At 72.2% G+C, this 16,221-nt stretch carries 14 protein-coding genes and 1 tRNA gene; 5 read left to right on the top strand and 10 right to left on the bottom strand.

Annotated elements, in window-relative coordinates; translation table 11 throughout:
- Entirely contained in the window at nt 1-1,056 is a 1,056-nt protein-coding gene (locus tag ACIRO3_RS20915; protein ID WP_404138819.1) for an energy-coupling factor ABC transporter permease, read from the bottom strand.
- Nucleotides 1,057-1,290: 234 nt separating this feature from the next.
- Between ACIRO3_RS20915 and ACIRO3_RS20910 the strand changes: the two genes are divergently transcribed.
- Entirely contained in the window at nt 1,291-1,704 is a 414-nt protein-coding gene (locus tag ACIRO3_RS20910; protein WP_361782780.1) for an SsgA family sporulation/cell division regulator, read from the top strand.
- A 154-nt stretch (nt 1,705-1,858) separates the two neighbouring features.
- On the opposite strand, the gene ACIRO3_RS20905 is transcribed toward ACIRO3_RS20910, so the two are convergent.
- Both ACIRO3_RS20905 and ACIRO3_RS20900 read right to left on the bottom strand, forming a co-directional pair.
- The gene (locus tag ACIRO3_RS20905; RefSeq protein ID WP_361782777.1) at nt 1,859-4,066 is read right to left on the bottom strand and encodes an MMPL family transporter; all 2,208 of its coding nucleotides are present in this window, start codon (nt 4,064-4,066) and stop codon (nt 1,859-1,861) included.
- Between the two features lie 106 nt (nt 4,067-4,172).
- Entirely contained in the window at nt 4,173-4,763 is a 591-nt protein-coding gene (locus ACIRO3_RS20900; protein WP_404138815.1) for a TetR/AcrR family transcriptional regulator, read from the bottom strand.
- Between the two features lie 152 nt (nt 4,764-4,915).
- On the opposite strand from ACIRO3_RS20900, the gene ACIRO3_RS20895 reads away from it, so the two are divergent.
- The gene (locus ACIRO3_RS20895) at nt 4,916-8,203 is read left to right on the top strand and encodes a S41 family peptidase (RefSeq protein WP_404138812.1); all 3,288 of its coding nucleotides are present in this window, start codon (nt 4,916-4,918) and stop codon (nt 8,201-8,203) included.
- A 123-nt stretch (nt 8,204-8,326) separates the two neighbouring features.
- Here ACIRO3_RS20895 and ACIRO3_RS20890 read toward each other — a convergent pair whose 3' ends face one another.
- The 4 genes from ACIRO3_RS20890 to ACIRO3_RS20875 all read right to left on the bottom strand — a co-directional run bounded on the left by ACIRO3_RS20890 (nt 8,327) and on the right by ACIRO3_RS20875 (nt 12,118).
- Nucleotides 8,327-8,500, bottom strand: coding sequence for a hypothetical protein (locus ACIRO3_RS20890; protein WP_366000104.1), 174 nt, complete (start codon nt 8,498-8,500; stop codon nt 8,327-8,329).
- Between the two features lie 137 nt (nt 8,501-8,637).
- Nucleotides 8,638-9,522, bottom strand: a complete 885-nt coding sequence (locus ACIRO3_RS20885) for an SDR family oxidoreductase (RefSeq protein WP_361782766.1) — start codon at nt 9,520-9,522, stop codon at nt 8,638-8,640.
- Entirely contained in the window at nt 9,519-10,475 is a 957-nt protein-coding gene (locus ACIRO3_RS20880) for an alpha/beta fold hydrolase (protein WP_404138809.1), read from the bottom strand. Before ACIRO3_RS20880 ends, ACIRO3_RS20885 begins: the two co-directional genes overlap by 4 nt.
- A complete protein-coding gene (locus ACIRO3_RS20875) occupies nt 10,472-12,118 on the bottom strand; it encodes a flavin-containing monooxygenase (protein ID WP_404138807.1) in 1,647 nt (548 codons plus the stop codon). Before ACIRO3_RS20875 ends, ACIRO3_RS20880 begins: the two co-directional genes overlap by 4 nt.
- A gap of 222 nt (nt 12,119-12,340) precedes the next feature.
- On the opposite strand from ACIRO3_RS20875, the gene ACIRO3_RS20870 reads away from it, so the two are divergent.
- A complete protein-coding gene (locus tag ACIRO3_RS20870; RefSeq protein WP_361782760.1) occupies nt 12,341-13,054 on the top strand; it encodes a MerR family transcriptional regulator in 714 nt (237 codons plus the stop codon).
- Here the strand turns inward: ACIRO3_RS20870 and ACIRO3_RS20865 are convergent.
- Nucleotides 13,036-13,839, bottom strand: coding sequence for an exodeoxyribonuclease III (locus ACIRO3_RS20865; RefSeq protein ID WP_404138803.1), 804 nt, complete (start codon nt 13,837-13,839; stop codon nt 13,036-13,038). The two genes, ACIRO3_RS20870 and ACIRO3_RS20865, sit on opposite strands and share 19 nt — an antisense overlap.
- A gap of 38 nt (nt 13,840-13,877) precedes the next feature.
- Here ACIRO3_RS20865 and ACIRO3_RS20860 point away from each other — a divergent pair, with 38 nt between their 5' ends.
- Both ACIRO3_RS20860 and ACIRO3_RS20855 read left to right on the top strand, forming a co-directional pair.
- Complete coding sequence (locus ACIRO3_RS20860; RefSeq protein ID WP_404138800.1) at nt 13,878-14,372, top strand: GNAT family N-acetyltransferase; 495 nt, start codon at nt 13,878-13,880, stop codon at nt 14,370-14,372.
- 141 nt (nt 14,373-14,513) lie between these two features.
- Entirely contained in the window at nt 14,514-14,789 is a 276-nt protein-coding gene (locus tag ACIRO3_RS20855; protein WP_404138797.1) for a hypothetical protein, read from the top strand.
- A 144-nt stretch (nt 14,790-14,933) separates the two neighbouring features.
- Here the strand turns inward: ACIRO3_RS20855 and ACIRO3_RS20850 are convergent.
- A tRNA-Ala gene (locus tag ACIRO3_RS20850) sits at nt 14,934-15,007 on the bottom strand.
- Between the two features lie 75 nt (nt 15,008-15,082).
- Nucleotides 15,083-16,126, bottom strand: a complete 1,044-nt coding sequence (locus ACIRO3_RS20845) for a hypothetical protein (protein WP_404138794.1) — start codon at nt 16,124-16,126, stop codon at nt 15,083-15,085.
- Nucleotides 16,127-16,221 lie beyond the last annotated feature (95 nt).

The following is a 16,221-nucleotide window of genomic DNA, read 5'->3' as shown; positions in this document are numbered from 1 at the left end:
TCAGGCGGTGGGCACGGAGGTGGAGGTGGCGGTCAGGTCCTCGGCGCGGCGGCGACGGACCACCCAGAAGACGCCGGTGCCGACGACGACGGTCACGCCGACGCCGATGACCCCGGCGAGGCCGCCGGACAGTCGGGCGTCGCCGACGCCCTTGACGCTGTAGTCGGCCACGGGGGAGTTCGCGGAGGCGTGCTCCTCGACGTGCGCGTCGATGCCCTTGTCGGCGGCGACCTTCTCCAGGCCGTCGGGGCTGGCGGAGGCGTAGAAGGAGACGACGCCGGCCAGTACGAGGGCGGTGACCAGGCCGGTGACCCAGACGGGCTTCGTGGACCGGGCGGCGACGACGGGCGCCGGGGCGGCGGCGGGGGCGTCGACCAGTACGCCGTCGACGCGCAGCTTCAGCGGCGTGCCCAGTCCGCGCGCGCCGTGCACCAGGTCGGGCCGGACGGCCAGGACGGCGCCCACGGTCGCGGCCGTGATGACGGCCTCGCCGATGCCGATGAGGACGTGGACACCGACCATGGCGGTGAACACCTTGGCCACCGGGATGTCGGTCGTCCCCCCGACGGAGTAGATCGCGGTGAAGGCGGCGGCCGCGCCGGGCACCGAGAGCAGGGCTCCGGCGAAGGCGGCGGTGGTGATCGAGGCCCGGCCGGCGGGCAGCACCTTGACCAGGCCGCGGAAGATCGCGTAGGCGATCACCACGGTGACGACGCCCATGACGGTGATGTTCACGCCGAGGGCCGTCAGGCCGCCGTCGGCGAAGAGGATGCCCTGCATGAGCAGGACCACGGACACGCACAGCACGCCCGTGTAGGGGCCGACGAGGATCGCGGCGAGGGCCCCTCCCAGCAGGTGGCCGCTGGTGCCGGCGGCGACCGGGAAGTTGAGCATCTGCACGGCGAAGATGAAGGCGGCGACCAGGCCGGCGAGCGGGGCGGTGCGCTCGTCGAGCTCGCGACGGGCACCGCGGAGGCTGACCGCCACCGCGCCCGCGGCCGCGACGCCTGCGGCTATGGAGACGGGGGCGTCGATGAAGCCGTCGGGGACATGCATGTGTCTGCTCCGCTTCCTGCGGTAGGGCTCATGGCGCTGGGCACATGGCGGTGGGGCGCGCGGGGATCGGTCGTCGTTGCGCTGAGAAAATCTTCAACCGTTCAAGAATAGTGCCCACCTGCAAACCATTGGCAAGAGCGTGCGCGCCCCAAAAAGCGACGCGCGGATTCGTGGGAATGTGCGAGGCTGGGGACAATACGGACGCATATGTTCCGATTTATAGGAGCCGTGTCGATGTCAGCGACCGCCGAGAATGCCCACGCGACCGAGGTGACCACCGCCGTCGAGGAGCGGGTACGCGCCCGCGTGATCACGGACGATCCGCTCTACCGGGCCATTCCGGTTCTCCTGCGGTTCACCTCCGCCGAGCCGCTGGCCGTACGGATCGTCTTCCCGGCCGACCTGTCCCCCGAGGGCACGGACAACGAGTGGGTCTTCCCCCGCGCCCTCCTGGAGGCGGGCCTGACCGCCCCGACCGGGACCGGTGACGTGCGGGTCTGGCCCTGCGGCCGGGTACAGGCGGTCGTCGAGTTCCACTCCCCCGAGGGCGTGGCCGTGGTGCAGTTCGACCTCTCGGCGCTGCGCCGCTTCCTGCGCCGTACGTACGCCCCCGCCGCGACGCCCGCCGCCGAGCCCGCCACCCGTTAGGCCCAACGCGGCCGCGCCGGCCGGCCGGACGAACGGGGCCGGACGAACGGGGCCGGCCCCGCACCCGGTGTTTCGGGTGCGGGGCCGGCTCTCGTACGCGACCGTGACCGCGCGACCGTGACCCGCGGGTCAGGCGTCGACACGGGGTCGCGGGTCAGGCGTTGACCAGCTCGCGGTCCTTGTCCGGGCCCTCCGAGGAGTCGCCGGAGTCGCCGAGGTGCTTGCGCAGGCTCTCGCCCTCCACGTCCACGTTGGGCAGGAGCCGGTCGAGCCACTTCGGCAGCCACCAGGCCTTGTGGCCGAGCAGCGCCAGCACCGCCGGGACGATGGCCATGCGGACCACGAAGGCGTCGAAGAAGACGGCGACGGCCAGACCGAAGCCGATCATCTTGACCATCTGCTCACTGGCTCCGATGAAGCCCGCGAACACGGCGATCATGATGACCGCGGCGGCCACGACCACCCGCGCGCTGTACTGGAAGCCGGTGACGACAGCCTGGCCCGGGCGCTCGCCGTGGACGTACGCCTCCCGCATGCGGGTGACCAGGAAGACCTCGTAGTCCATGGCCAGGCCGAAGACCACGCCCACCATGAAGATCGGCATCATCGACATGATCGGACCGGTCTGCTCCACCCCGAAGAGCGAGCCGAGCCAGCCCCACTGGAAGACCGCGACGACCGCGCCGAGGGCCGCTACGACCGACAGCAGGAAGCCGAGGGCGGCCTTGAGCGGGACCAGGATCGAGCGGAACACCAGCATCAGGAGCAGGAAGGCGAGGCCGACCACGAGCGCCAGGTAGGGCAGCAGCGCGTCGTTCATCTTCTGCGAGAAGTCGATGTTCATCGCGGTGGCGCCGGTGACGAGGACGTCGTCCCCGCTGCCGTCGCGGATCTCGTGGACCAGGTTCTCGGTCTCGACGGAGGAGGGCCGGTCCTTCGGGATCACGTTGATGATCGCCGCGTCGCCGCCCTTGTTCAGCATCGGCGGGGTGACCGCCACGACGCCTTCCAGGCCCTTGATCCGGTCGGCCGTGGAGTCGGCGAGCGCCTTGTCGCCGTCGACGACGATCATCAGCGGGCCGTTGAAACCGGGGCCGAAGCCGTCGGACAGCAGGTCGTACGCCTTGCGCTGGGTGGTGGAGACCGGCTGGGCGCCGTCGTCCGGCAGGCCCATCTCCAGCTTGCTCGCCGGGATGGCGATCACGCCGAGGCCGATCACACCGGCCAGCAGCACCATGATCGGGCGGCGCAGGACGAAGCGGGCCCAGCGGGTGCCGCCGTTGGCCTTGGGCTCGGCGCCCTCGACCTTCGGCCTGCCCTTGCCGAAGAGCTTGCTCTTGGCGCCGGCCGGCAGGACCTTCTTGCCGGCGAAGCCCAGGATGGCCGGGACCAGGGTCAGGGCCACGAGGACCGCGATGACCACCGTGCCGGCGGCCGCGACGCCCATCTTGGTCAGCATCGGGATGTTGACGACGGCCAGGCCCACCAGGGCGATGACCACGGTCAGACCGGCGAAGACGACGGCGGAACCGGCGGTTCCGGCGGCCCTGCCCGCGGCTTCGTCGCGCTCCCGGCCCTCGGCGAGCTCCGCGCGGTAGCGGGAGACGATGAAGAGGGCGTAGTCGATGCCGACCGCGAGGCCGATCATCATCGCGAGGGTGGAGGTGGTGGAGCCGAGGTCCAGCACGTTGGCGAGCGCCGTGATGCCGGAGACACCGATTCCCACGCCGATCAGCGCGGTCAGCAGCGGCAGTCCGGCCGCGATCAGCGAGCCGAAGGTGATGACGAGGACGATCGCCGCGATGGCGATGCCGATGATCTCGCCGGAGCCCGTCTCGGGCGCCGCCATCAGCGCGTCGCCGCCGATCTCGACGGTGAGCCCGGCGTCCTGGGCGGCCTTGCCGGACACCTTCAGGGCGTCGCGGGCGTCGTCCTTCAGCTCCATGCCGCTGACGTCGTACTTGACGCTGACGTAGGCCGTGGAGGCGTCCTGGCTGACGGCCTGCACCTGGTAGGGGTCGTCGATCTTGGAGATCTGCTCGGCGCCGGGGCCGTTCTGCAGACCGGAGATGATCTTCTCGACCTCGGCCTTGGTGCCCGGGTCGGTGACCTTGGCGCCGGCAGGCGCCTTGACGACGATACGGGCGGTGGCGCCGTCGGCGGCCATGCCCGGGAAGCGCTGCTCCAGCAGGTCGAAGGCCTTCTGGGCCTCCGTGCCGGGTATCGAGAAGGAGCCTGAGGTGGGCGCGGACGCCGAGGCCGCGCCGAAGCCGGCGACGAACAGCAGCGCCACCCACACGAGGGCGACGAGGCGCCGGCGCCGGAAGGCGCCCTTGCCGAGGCGGTAGAGGAAGGTGGCCACGTCGGTGGTTCTCCCGTTCGGGTCGTGGGATGGGACAGGGCGTGGTGAGCCGGCCCGACGACGAGAGCGGCGTGTCAGGAGCAGCGGAAAAGGTGGTGCGTGGGGCTCAGACGCCGAGGGCGGGGAAGACCACGGCGTCCAGGAACTGGCCGAGGAACGTCCGGTCGACCGTCCGGTCCTCGATCAGCGGGAGCGCGATGAACGCCCCGAGGAGCATGTGCGGTACGAAGTCCAGCGCAGGACAGTCCGGGGCGATCTCGCCCCGTTCCACCCCGCGCTGCAACATCATCTGCAGGCCGTTGAGCTCGGGGTCGACCAGCAGGTCGCGCAGTGCCTGGTGGAGTTCCGGGCTCTCGTGGACGGCATGGGCCAGACCCCGCATCAGTGCGGTGTCCTTGGCCATCTGCGCGTCGTCGGAGTGTTCGACCATCAGGGCGAAGTCCCCGCGCACGCTGCCCGTGTCGATCTCCCGGAGGGAGACCGGCTGGGTGCAGCGCAGGGCCTTGGCCACCAGCTCGGGCTTACTCCCCCACTGGCGGTAGAGCGTGGCCTTGCTGGACTTGGTGCGGGCGGCGACCGCGTCCATGGTCAGCGCCTCGTACCCGACCTCGCCGAGGAGGTCGAGGACCGCCCCGTGGAGTTCGGCTTCCCGCTCGGGGGTGATCCGGCTGCGCCGCGACGCGACCTCTTCGGGCATCCCCGGTCCTCCCATCCGAACGAAACGGTTTCGTACTCCACCGAGCCTACCTCCCCGGCGAACGAAACGAAACCGTTCCGTTTCGCTTCCTCGGGTGTCATGGATCACCTGTACGAGTTGCCAGGGCCCTCCCGCGCGGAAAGCATTGGGGGGTGAGTCACGACGTCGCGTACCTCCGGTTCCCGCACCTGCACGACGACCTGCTGTGTTTCGCCACCGAGGACGACCTCTGGGTGGCGCCCCTGGCACCGCCCGACGGCCCGGCCGGCCGGGCCTGGCGGATCACTGTCGACCGGACCCGGGTCGGCCACCCGCGGTTCTCCCCCGACGGCAGACACATCGCCTTCACCACCTGGCGCAGTCTCGACCCCGAGATCCACCTCGCGCCCGTGGACGGCGGTCCGGCCCGCCGACTCAGCCACTGGGGCTCCACCGACACCCGCGTCTGCGGCTGGACCCCGCCCGACAAGGACGGCCGCAGCGACATCCTGGCCGTCTCCTCGCACGCCCAGCCCTTCTCGTACTACTCCTGGGCCTACAGCCTGCCCACCGACGGCAGCCCCGGCGGCAAGCTCCCCTGGGGCCCGGTCTCCGACATCGCCGTGCGCGAGGAAGCGAACGGCGAACGCCGGACCCTGCTGCTCACCGGCAAGCCCCCGCACGAGCCCGCCGCCTGGAAGCGCTACCGCGGCGGCGCCACCGGCCGGCTCTGGCTGCACGGCCGCCGACTGCTGGAGGACGTCGAGGGCCACCTCGACTCGCCCATGTTCGTGGCCGGCCGGATCGCCTTCCTCTCCGACCACGAGGGCATCGGCAACCTCTACTCCTGCCTCCCCGACGGCACCGACCTGCGGCGCCACACCGACCACGCGGAGTTCTACGCCCGGCACGCGTCCAGCGACGGCTCCCGGGTCGTCTACCAGTGCGCGGGCGACCTCTGGCTGGTGGACTCCCTCGCCCCGGACGCCGTCCCGCGCAAGCTGGAGGTCCGCCTCGGCGGCCCGCGCGCGGGCCGGCGCACCTACCAGGTGCCGGCCGCCAACCACGTCGACTCGCTCTCCGTCGACGCGACCGGCCGGGCCAGCGCCGTCGTCGTGCGCGGCAGCCTGTACTGGCTCACCCACCGCGACGGCCCGGCCCGCACCATCGCCGACACCCCGGGCGTACGGGCCCGGCTGCCCGAGATGCTCGGCAGCGGCGGCCAGGTGGCGTACGTGACGGACGCGGAGGGGGAGGACGCGATCGAGATCGCCTACCTGCCCCGCGCCTCCGGCGACCGCGAACCCCGCCGGCTGGCCTCGGGCCGGCTGGGCCGCGTACTGGAACTGCTCTCCGACCCGGACGGGGAGCGGCTCGCCATCGCCTCCAACGACGGCCGACTGCTGCTGATCGACGCCACCGAGGAATCCGACGGGGAGGTCACCGAACTCATCCGGTCCATCAACGGGCCCGTCACCGACCTCGCGTTCTCCCCCGACGGCTGTTGGCTGACCTGGTCGCACCCGGGCATCGGACGCTCACTGCGCCAGATCAAGATGGCCAGGATCGCCGGCCCCGGCACCCGCACGGTCGTGGACGTCACCAACGGCCGCTTCGACGACGAGAACCCGGTGTTCACCCGGGACGGCCGCTTCCTCGCCTTCCTGTCCTGGCGCGGCTTCGACCCGGTGTACGACGTCCACACCGGCGACCTGTCCTTCCCGCTGGGCTGTCGCCCGTACCTGGTGCCGCTGTCCTCCGCGACCCCCTCGCCCTTCGCCTTCTCCCCCGACGGCCGCCCGGCGGCGGGCGGACTCGACCCGGTGGAGGGCGAGTCCGGCGACGGCGACGGCTCGGTGACCGTGGAGGTCGAGGGGCTGGAGAGCCGCGTCACGCCCTTCCCCGTCGCGGCGTCGAAGTACTCGGCTCTGTACCCGGTGAACGGCGGCGGCCTGGTGTGGCTGCGCTGGCCGATCTCGGGGGCGCTCGGCGAGACCTTCGCCAACCCGGCCGACACCAGCGGCAAGCCGACCCTGGAGCACTACGACATCTCCAAGGCCCGCAAGAGCGAACTCGCCTCCGGACTCGACTGGTTCGCGGTCAGCGGCGACGGCACCCGGCTGGTGATCAACGACGACGGCGACCTGCGGGCCGTCCCCGCGACCGAGTCGGGCGACGGCGACTCCACCGTCTACCTGGACCTGCGACGGATCCTGCACGAGGTGGACCCGGCGGCCGAGTGGCGCCAGGCGTACGAGGAGGCCGGCCGGCTGATCCGCGCCTACTTCTGGGAGCCCGACATGTGCGGCATCGACTGGGACGGGGTGCTGCGCCAGTACCGCTCCCTGGTCGAACGGGTCGCCTCCCCCGACGAGTTCGCCGACCTGCTCCGCGAGGTCCTCGGCGAGCTGGGCACCTCGCACGCCTACGTGTCCCCCGCCCGCCGCAACGAGGGCCCGCCCCACTACCAGCGGGCCATCGGTCTGCTCGGCGCCAACCTGGTGTGCAGGGACGGCGCGTGGATGATCAAGCGGATCCTGCCCGGCGAGTCCTCGGACTCCAAGGCCCGTTCCCCGCTGGCCGGCACCGGGATCCGCGAGGGCGCCGTGCTCACGCACATCGACGGCCGCCCGGTGGACCCGGTGACCGGCCCGTACCCGCTGCTGGACGCGGCGGGCGGCACCACCGTCGAGTTGACCTTCGACCAGGACGGCGAGGGCCGGGCCCGCCGCGTCGCGGTCGTCCCGCTGATCGACGAGCGCCCGCTGCGCTACCAGGACTGGGTCTCCAAGCGGCGGGCCGTGGTCCGCGAGATCAGCGGCGGCAAGTGCGGCTACCTCCACATCCCCGACATGGGCGGCTCCGGCTGGGCGCAGTTCAACCGCGACCTGCGGATGGAGATGTCCCGGCCCGCGCTGATCGTGGACGTGCGCGGCAACGCCGGCGGCCACATCAGCGAGTTGGTCGTGGAGAAGCTGACCCGCTCGATCCTCGGCTGGGACCTGACGCGCAACGCCCAGCCGGTCTCGTACGCCTCCAACGCGCCCCGGGGCCCGATCGTGGCCCTGGCCGACGAGGCGACCTCCTCCGACGGGGACATGATCACGGCGGCGTTCAAACTGCTGGGGCTGGGCCCGGTGGTCGGCCAGCGCACCTGGGGCGGGGTGGTCGGGATGACCGGCCGACACGTCCTGGGCGACGGCACGGTGATCACGGTGCCGATGAACGCGGCCTGGTTCCCGGAGTACGGCTGGTCGGTGGAGAACAACGGCGTCGAGCCCGACCTGGCGATCCTGCGCACGCCGCTCGACTGGGCGGAGGGCCGGCACGCGCAGCTCGACGACGCCGTCCACCTGGCGTTGGAACTGCTGGAGCAGGACCCGGCGGCGGTGCCCCCCGGCTACGCGGACGTACCGGACCTGCGCCGCCCGAAGTTGCCGCCGCGCGAGGCCGGTTCGTAGCGGGAGCGCCGGTACGTCGAAGGGGCGGGACCGCGTTCGCGGCCCCGCCCCTCGTCACACGCCCTCGTCACACGCCCTCGTCACGCGGCCCTCGCCCCACCGGGCTCGACCCGCCCCCTCGGCCTACTCCTCGAAGGGCCGGTCGCGCGTGTCACCGGGTCTGCCGGCCTGCTCCCGCACCGGCGTCGGCAACGGGTCCACCGGCCCGTCCTTCGCCTCGTCCCTCGCTTCCCGGGCCTTCGCGGCCCTGCGTTCGAGTTCTCGCGCCTTGTCCTGGAACTGCTCCCTGATAGACATGCGCCCAGACTTCCATGCGGCCGTTAAGTGTGCATTTCGGGCACTTTTCGGCCGCACTCCGGTCGCGCTCCGGGCGAGGTTCGATCAAGGCCCGGTCACGTCCCGCCCCTTCGCGACCTTCAACGCCGGCGGCACGGTCAGCGGGACGCGCTGCGCCCCTGTTCGTCCGCCGCCCCGCCGGCCCCCACGAGCCCCTTGGAGACACCGCCGAGCCTCGGCTCGAAGCGCGCCATCTCGCGCTGCCCGACGGTCGCGATGATCCCCGGCAGATAGCCGCGCATGCCCTGCATGCCCCGCAGCCACCACTGCGCGTACACGTGCGGCGAGCGCCGCTCGATGCCGGCCACGATCCGGTCGACTGCCGGCCCCAGCGGGTACGTGCGGTTCGAGGGCCACGGCAGCCGTTGCCGCAGTTCCCGCATGACCTCGTCCCGGTCGGCGCCGCGCACCATGTCGGTGTCGGTCCAGGAGAGGTAGCCGACGCCGACCTTGACGCCCTTGTACCCGACCTCGGCGCGCAGGCAGTGCGCGAAGGCCTCGACCCCGGACTTGGAGGCGCAGTACGCCGTCATCATCGGCGCCGGGGTGATCGCGGCGAGCGAGGCGATCTGGAGGAGGTAACCGCGGCTCTCCATCAGCACGGGCAGGAAGGCCCGGGCGGTGACGGCGCCGCCGATCAGGTTGACCTCGATCACCCGGCGCCACGCGTCGGGGTCGGAGTCGACGAACGGACCGCCGGCGGCGACGCCCGCGTTGGCGACGACGATGTCCACCTTGCCGAACCGTTGCTTGACCTCCTGTGCGACCCGGGCCATCGCCTCGTGGTCGGTGACGTCGGCGTGCCAGTGGTCGCTCTCGGTGTGCAGCCGCTCGGAGACCTCCTTGAGCGCCTCCGGCTCCAGGCCCACCAGGGCCACCTTCGCCCCGCGCGCGGACAGCTTGCGGGCGAGGAGTTCACCGACCCCGCGGGCGGCTCCGGTGACGACGGCGACCTGACCTTCCAGACTCCTGCGAGCGCTCACGGCGTCTTCTCCTTCGAGGGTGTGTCGTTGCTGCGGCGGTCGGCGCCCGGTCCGACGTACAGGTCGGCGAGCTCCCGCACGGCCCGGGTGACGGCCTCGGGGGCCTCGATCGGGGTCATGTGCCCCATGCCGGTCAGCTCGGTGAGCCCGAGGCAGTGGGGCAGTGCGGCGGCCAGGCCGCGGGCGTGCGTGATCGGCGTCAGGCGGTCGCGGGTACCGGCGAGGACGGCGGTGGGCACGGTGAGCCGGGCCAGGTCCTCGCCCAGGTCCAGGCCGGCCAGCACCTGCGACCAGGCGTACCGGACGGCCGCGGGGCAGCCGTGCACGATGCGGGCGACGGCCTCGACCCGGTCGGGCGCGGTGGCGGGGCCCATGGTGGCGTACTTGAGCACCTTGCTCGCGACGGGCGTGACCGGCCCGAGCGGGGCGCGGGAGCCGAGCACCGCACGGGTCATGCGGGTCCGCGCGCGTCCGGCGCGCAGCGGCAGCACCAGGGCCTCGGCGACCAGCCGCGCGCTGCCGGTGCTGCACAGCAGGGCGGCGGCGACGTGATCGGTGAACTCGGGCCGCCCCGCAGCGGCCATGATCGTCATGCCGCCCATCGAGTGCCCGGCGACGACGGTTCGTTCGCCGGGCGCCAGGGTGGTCTTCAACACGGCCACCAGGTCGTCGGCGAGGACGGTGGTGGTGTGCCGGAGTCCGACGGGGCTGCGGCCGTGGCCGCGCTGGTCGTAGGCGATGACCCGGTGGTCCCGGGCCAAGTCCCGTATCTGGGCGGCCCAGAAGGCGGTGGAGCAGGTCCAGCCGTGGGCGAGCACCACGGGCGGTGCGCTCGCCTGGCCGTGTACCTCGACGTGCAGTCGGGCCCCGTCGGCGGAGACGGCGGTGAGTTCCCGGCCCGCGACCGGCGGCGCGTAGGCCCCGGTCGTGACGTGTGCGGGTCGGCGGCTCACGCGGCGCTCCCCTCGGCCGCGACGGCCGCCGCCGGGGCGGTCTCCGGCCCGGCGGCGTCGGACGCGACGCCCGCGGGCGCGGCCTTGCCGGCGCGGGCGGTCGGGGCGACCGGGGTGGCCGGTGCGGTTCCCGACGCCGGCGCGGCGGCGACCCGAGCCGGTCGCGGCTCCCCGCCCTTGCGGACGACCTCGTACTCGGCGAGGTCGACGGTGCGGGTCTCGCGCCGGAACGCGCCGGTGGTGCCCGGCCAGACCGTCGTGTTGAGCCCGTTGGCGTCCAGGTACCAGCTGGTGCAGCCGCCGGTGTTCCAGACGGTCCGTTCCATCCGCGACTGCACGTGCCGGTTCCACGTGTTCACCGCCGAGGGCCGCGCGGCCAGCGCGGTCCGGCCCCCCAGGGTGTCCAACTGCCGCAGGTAGTCGGCCATGTAGTTCAGCGCGGACTCGATCATCAGGATCATCGAGCTGTTCCCGAGCCCGGTGTTCGGTCCGATGATCGTCATCCAGTTGGGGAAGCCGGCGGCCGTCGCGCCGCGCAGCGACTTCATCCCGTCCTTCCACGCGTCGGCGAGGGTCTGGCCGTCGACGCCGACCACCCGGTCCGCGATCGGCATGTCCGTCACGTGGAACCCGGTGCCGAAGACGATCGCGTCCACCTCGGTCTCGGTGCCGTCGGCGGCGACCAGCACCGAGCCGCGGATCTCCTTGAGCCCGGAGGCGACCAGGTCGACATTCGGTCGGGCCAGCGCCGGGTAGTACTCGCTGGACAGCAGGATGCGCTTGCAGCCGATGCGGTACGAGGGCGTCAGCTTGGCCCGCAGCACGGGGTCCTTGATCGAACGCGCCATGTTGGCCTTGGCCAGGGACTCGACCAGGCCGAGCTGGTTCGGCCGCTTGGTGAAGGCGCTGACCTGGAGTTCCCTGATCCCCCACAGCAGCCCGCGCCGGGCGGCCTGGGTGAAGGGCAACTGCCGGTGCAGCCGGCGTTCGAAGGCGGAGATGGCCCGGTCGGTGCGCGGCATCACCCACGGCGGGGTGCGCTGGAACAGCGTGAGGCGGTCCACGTCGGGGGCGATGGCCGGCACGATCTGGATGGCCGAGGCGCCGGTGCCGATCATGGCGACGCGCTTGCCCCGCAGGTCGTAGTCGTGGTCCCAGCGGGCCGAGTGGAAGACCTTGCCGGGGAACTCGGCGAGTCCGGGGATCTCGGGCATCTTCGGGTCGGACAGCGGTCCGGTCGCGGAGACCACCACGTCGGCGGTGAGGTTCCCGGTGGACGTCTCGATCTCCCACCGCACCTCGTCGGCGTCCCAGCGCATCAGCCGGACCTCGGAGTTCAGCCGGATGTGCGGCCGCAGCCCGAAGGTGTCGGCCACCTGCTCCAGGTAGGCCCGGATGTGCGGCTGGCCCGAGAAGGTCCGGGGCCAGTCGGGGTTGGGCGCGAAGGAGAAGGAGTACAGGTGCGAGGGCACGTCGCAGGCGCACCCCGGATAGTTGTTGTCGCGCCAGGTGCCGCCCACGGAATCGGCGCGCTCCAGCACGACGAAGTCCGTGATCCCCTCGCGGCGCAGCCGTACGGCGGCCCCGAGCCCGCCGAACCCGGACCCGATCACCGCCACCCTCACGTGCTCGCGTCCGTTCACGCCGTCACCCTTGCCACCCATGCCCGCCGCCTCCGCTTCCGCAGTCCCAGCCCAGCCCGGTCACAACCACCGGTGCAACCCTGCCAGCAATCACTGGCACAATCGGGAGAGTAGAGCAGCCTCGTACTCATGGGTAGGGGTCGCGCCCGGAAAGTTACCGCGGGTACGACCGGGTCGCCCCGGGCCCGGCCCGGCCGACGACGCACCCCCTAGGCTGCGCACGTGGCCGACAACGAGACGGAAGCAAGGACGACGACCGTGCCGAGAGCCGTGCGCGAATACCGTACGGAGGAGCTGGCCGAGGCGGCCGGCATCCCGGTGCGCACCCTGCGCTTCTACCGCGAGCGCAAGTTGCTCCCGCCGCCCCGCCGCGAGGGGCGGATCGCCTGGTACGACGACCACCACCTGGCCCGCCTGCGCACCATCGCCGGCCTGCTGGAACGCGGCCACACCCTGGGCGGCATCGCCGAGCTGACGGCCGCCTTCGAGAACGGGCGCGACGTCGGCCAGCTCGGGGAGCTGCTCGGCATCGGCTGGTCGGAGGAGACCCCGGTCCGCCTGTCCCCCGAGGCCCTGGCCGACTACTTCGAGGGCGAGGTCACCCCGGAGAACCTGGCGGCCTCCCTGGACCTCGGCTACCTCGCCACCGACGGCGACGCCATCGTGCACGTCAGCCGCCGCCTGTTGGACGTCTCCTCGGCCCTGGTCCGCGAGGGCGTCCCGCTCGCGGCGGTGCTGGAGACGGGCCGCCGGGTCCGCGAGCACGCGGACGCCATGGCGGCCCTGTTCACCGAGCTCATCTCCACCCACATCGCGGACGACGCCGTCCCGCGCCTGCGCCCGCTCGCCAAGAGCGTGGTGGAGGCCGAGCTGACCATGGCGATGGACCGGCTACACCAGCAGCGGGAGCAGCGTCCTCAGACCCCGAGCTCGTAGACGACGGTCACCGGCGCGTGGTCGGACCAGCGCTCGGGATGCGTCTGCGCGCGTTCCACGAAGGCCTTCACGGCCTTGCCGGCCAGTCCCGCGGTGGCGACCTGGAGGTCGATCCGCCAGCCGGCGTCGTTGTCGAAGGCCCGACCCCGGTAAGACCACCACGAGTACGGGCCCTCGGCGTCCGGGTGCAGGGCGCGCACGACGTCGACGTACCCGGCCTGCTCGTACACCTTCCCGAGCCACTCGCGCTCCTCGGGCAGGAAGCCGGCGTTCTTCCGGTTCGTCTTCCAGTTCTTGAGGTCGGCTTCCCGGTGGCAGATGTTCCAGTCGCCGCAGACGACGACCTCGCGCCCGTCGGCGGCGGCGCGCTCCTTGAGGCGGGCGAGGTGGTCGAGGAACTCCGCCATGAAGCGGTACTTCTCGTCCTGCTTCTCGGTTCCCGCCTCGCCGGAGGGCAGGTACAGGCTCGCCACGGTCACCCCGGGGAGGTCGACCTCCAGGTACCGGCCGGCGGCGTCGAACTCGTCGCTGCCGAAGCCGATCCGCACCGCCTCGGGCGCCCTGCGCGTGTACAGCGCGACCCCGGCCCGCCCCTTGGCGGCGGCCGGCGCGAACGCGGTGTGCCAGCCCTCGGGCTCCCGGGCCTCGACCGGGATCTGTGCTTCCTCGGCCCGCACCTCCTGGAGGCACACGACGTCGGCGTCGGATCCCGCCAGCCATTGCACGAAGCCCTTCTTCGCGGCGGCGCGGATCCCATTCACATTCACGGAGGTCACGGTGAGCATCCCAGCACCTTAGCGGGACCGTTCCGTACGATGTTCGGATGTCTCATGGGATAACCCTGCGCACCGTCGCCTACGACCACCCCGACGCGGCGAAACTCGACGCCCAGGTACAGATCGAGTACCAGTGGCGCTACGACGGGGAGGGCGACGCCACCTTCCTCGACCCGGCGATGTTCATCCCGCCGAACGGCCTCTACCTCCTCGCCTACGACGCCTCGGACACCCCGGTGGCCAGCGGCGCCTGGCGCCGCCAGGACCGCGGCGAGGAGGGCTACTCGGACGGCGACGCCGAGATAAAGCGGATGTACGTGGTCCCCGAGGCCCGCGGCCTCGGTCTGGCCCGCCGCATCCTGGCCGTGCTGGAGGACGACGCCCGCACGGCGGGCCGCACGCGCATGGTCCTCGAAACGGGCGACCAACAGCCGGAGGCCATCGCCCTCTACGGCTCCTCGGGCTACTCCATGTCGGAGAAGTTCGGCCATTACCGCTTCCACGACTCCAGCCGCTGCATGACGAAGCCGCTGCGCCCCTGACGTGGGCGGATGCGGTGCCGGGCGTACGCGTCGGGCGCGGGCCGGCGCGGCGGACGCCCCCCGCCGCGCCCTCGGCGACAGGGCGAGCCCGGACGCGGTGAGCCCGTGACGCGGGGGCAGTGGGGCTGTGCGGTCGCTCCCGTGGCCGGTTTGGCCACGGGTGTACTCGGGTCGGTACTTCTGGCCGCCGCCTGGCGGGCATGCGACGTCGGGGTGAACGGCGCGGCCAACGGGCTCGCGTTGATTTTCCACGGAGCCCTGCTCGCGATCATGGCGACGGCGTGGTGGGGGGTGCTCATCGGGTACGTAGGACGGTGGAACCTGACGCTCGCCCTCCTGGGCGGCATGACCGGCGCCGCGATCATGGTGTGGATCTTCGTTGCTCTCCTCCAGGTCCCCGACGGCTATCGATGCTGACGAGATCCCCCGGACCCCATCCACGGCCGTCCACCACCAGAACCGGCATCGACCGACCCCGGAAACGACGAAGATCCCGCCCGATCTTGCGATCGGACGGGATCTCGTCAACGTTCCTGAGAGCTACTCAAGAACTGTCGTTTGTGGACCTGTGGGGATTTGAACCCCAGACCCCCTCGATGCGAACGAGGTGCGCTACCAGACTGCGCCACAGGCCCTTGCGACGTGTGAAACATTAGCATCCCCGCGCGGGTGCTCCAAAACCGGTTCCCCGGGTCCGCGCAGGTCACCGATCACTCGTTCGCGGCTCGCGGCCGGTCCTCGCCCTCGTACTGGTCGAAGAGCGGGGTACGGCCCCGGTCCCGGCCGCGCGGGCGCGGGGTGACGGGGGCCTTCGGCTCCGACTTCGGCTCCGGCTCGGAGGCCGGGGCCGGGACGGCCGGCTGGGCGCGCAGTCGGGGTTCCGTCGGTTCGGCGGTGCTGGAGCGGGTGGCGCTCCAGCCGTCCGGGGACGCCGGTCCGGTGGCGCGCGGGGCCACGGGGGCCGTCACGTACGTCGGGAGCGGGACGGGGACGGGCTCCCAGCTGTCACCTCGGGCGGGACCGCGTTCGCGCTCGCGCTGCTGGTCCACCCACTCCGCGTGGTCGGTCTGTTCGACCAGCGCGCGCCGACCGGCCTCCTGCGGGGAGACCGGTGGAGAAGGGTCCGGTTCGGCGCCGGCGGCGGACTCGGCCTCGCGGCGGTGCGGCCGGTTCTCGCGGAGCCGGCGTGCGGCGGCCTCCGCGCGCCGCCGGTCCATCGTGAACTCGTACCGGCGGCGCTCCTGGACCCGCAGGTGCACGATGTAGGTGCTCAGCAGCAGGGCCGGGAGGGCGGGCGCCCACAGGTAGCGCAGTCCGCCGACCGCGGCGACGATCGCCCCGAGGGTGAAGATCAGGAAGAGGAGCGCGGTGGTGCGCCTGCGGCGCGCGAGCACCTGGAGGCGCTGTTCCCGCCGGGCGCGCTCCGCCCGTTCGGCACCCGCCGATCTGGGCTCCGCCCTGGTCGGAGGCACGTCGAGGACCCGGGCGTCGGCGTCGACGGAATTGACCGTCTCCGTCGCCGCGTCCGGGTCCGCATGGGGCTGGGGATCCGCCTCTTCGGCACCGCGCTCGCGCAGCCCCTTGGCGTAACGGCGCTCCATTCCCGCCCGGCCGGAAAGCAGCCGGATGGCAGTGGAGAAGCGTTCCGTCGGACGGGCTTCGTTCAGCTCGTCCTGCCTCCGGAGCCACATGGGCACCAAGTAGGCGGCCCAGGCCCCCACAATGACTGCGTAGATGAGGCCGCTGCTGCTCACACCACACACCGTAGAGGGGTGCGGGCGAGCGGATCAGCCAATTGAGCCGGTGTGTCGCACGATCTCGCTGATATCACGGACTTTTTTTGTGATTC

The organism is Streptomyces sp. NPDC102278 (assembly GCF_044766345.1).
Lineage (GTDB): Bacteria > Actinomycetota > Actinomycetes > Streptomycetales > Streptomycetaceae > Streptomyces.
The sequence above is the reverse complement of the archived record's forward strand: the minus strand, read 5'-3'. Positions and strand labels throughout refer to the sequence as shown.

Coding starts and splice junctions, on each gene's coding strand:
- ACIRO3_RS20910 (WP_361782780.1), top strand. CDS start 1,291: ATGTCAGCGACCGCCGAGAATGCCCACGCGACCGAGGTGACCACCGCC.
- ACIRO3_RS20865 (WP_404138803.1), bottom strand. CDS start 13,839: ATGCTCACCGTGACCTCCGTGAATGTGAATGGGATCCGCGCCGCCGCG.
- ACIRO3_RS20915 (WP_404138819.1), bottom strand. CDS start 1,056: ATGCATGTCCCCGACGGCTTCATCGACGCCCCCGTCTCCATAGCCGCA.
- ACIRO3_RS20900 (WP_404138815.1), bottom strand. CDS start 4,763: ATGCCCGAAGAGGTCGCGTCGCGGCGCAGCCGGATCACCCCCGAGCGG.
- ACIRO3_RS20860 (WP_404138800.1), top strand. CDS start 13,878: ATGTCTCATGGGATAACCCTGCGCACCGTCGCCTACGACCACCCCGAC.
- ACIRO3_RS20890 (WP_366000104.1), bottom strand. CDS start 8,500: ATGTCTATCAGGGAGCAGTTCCAGGACAAGGCGCGAGAACTCGAACGC.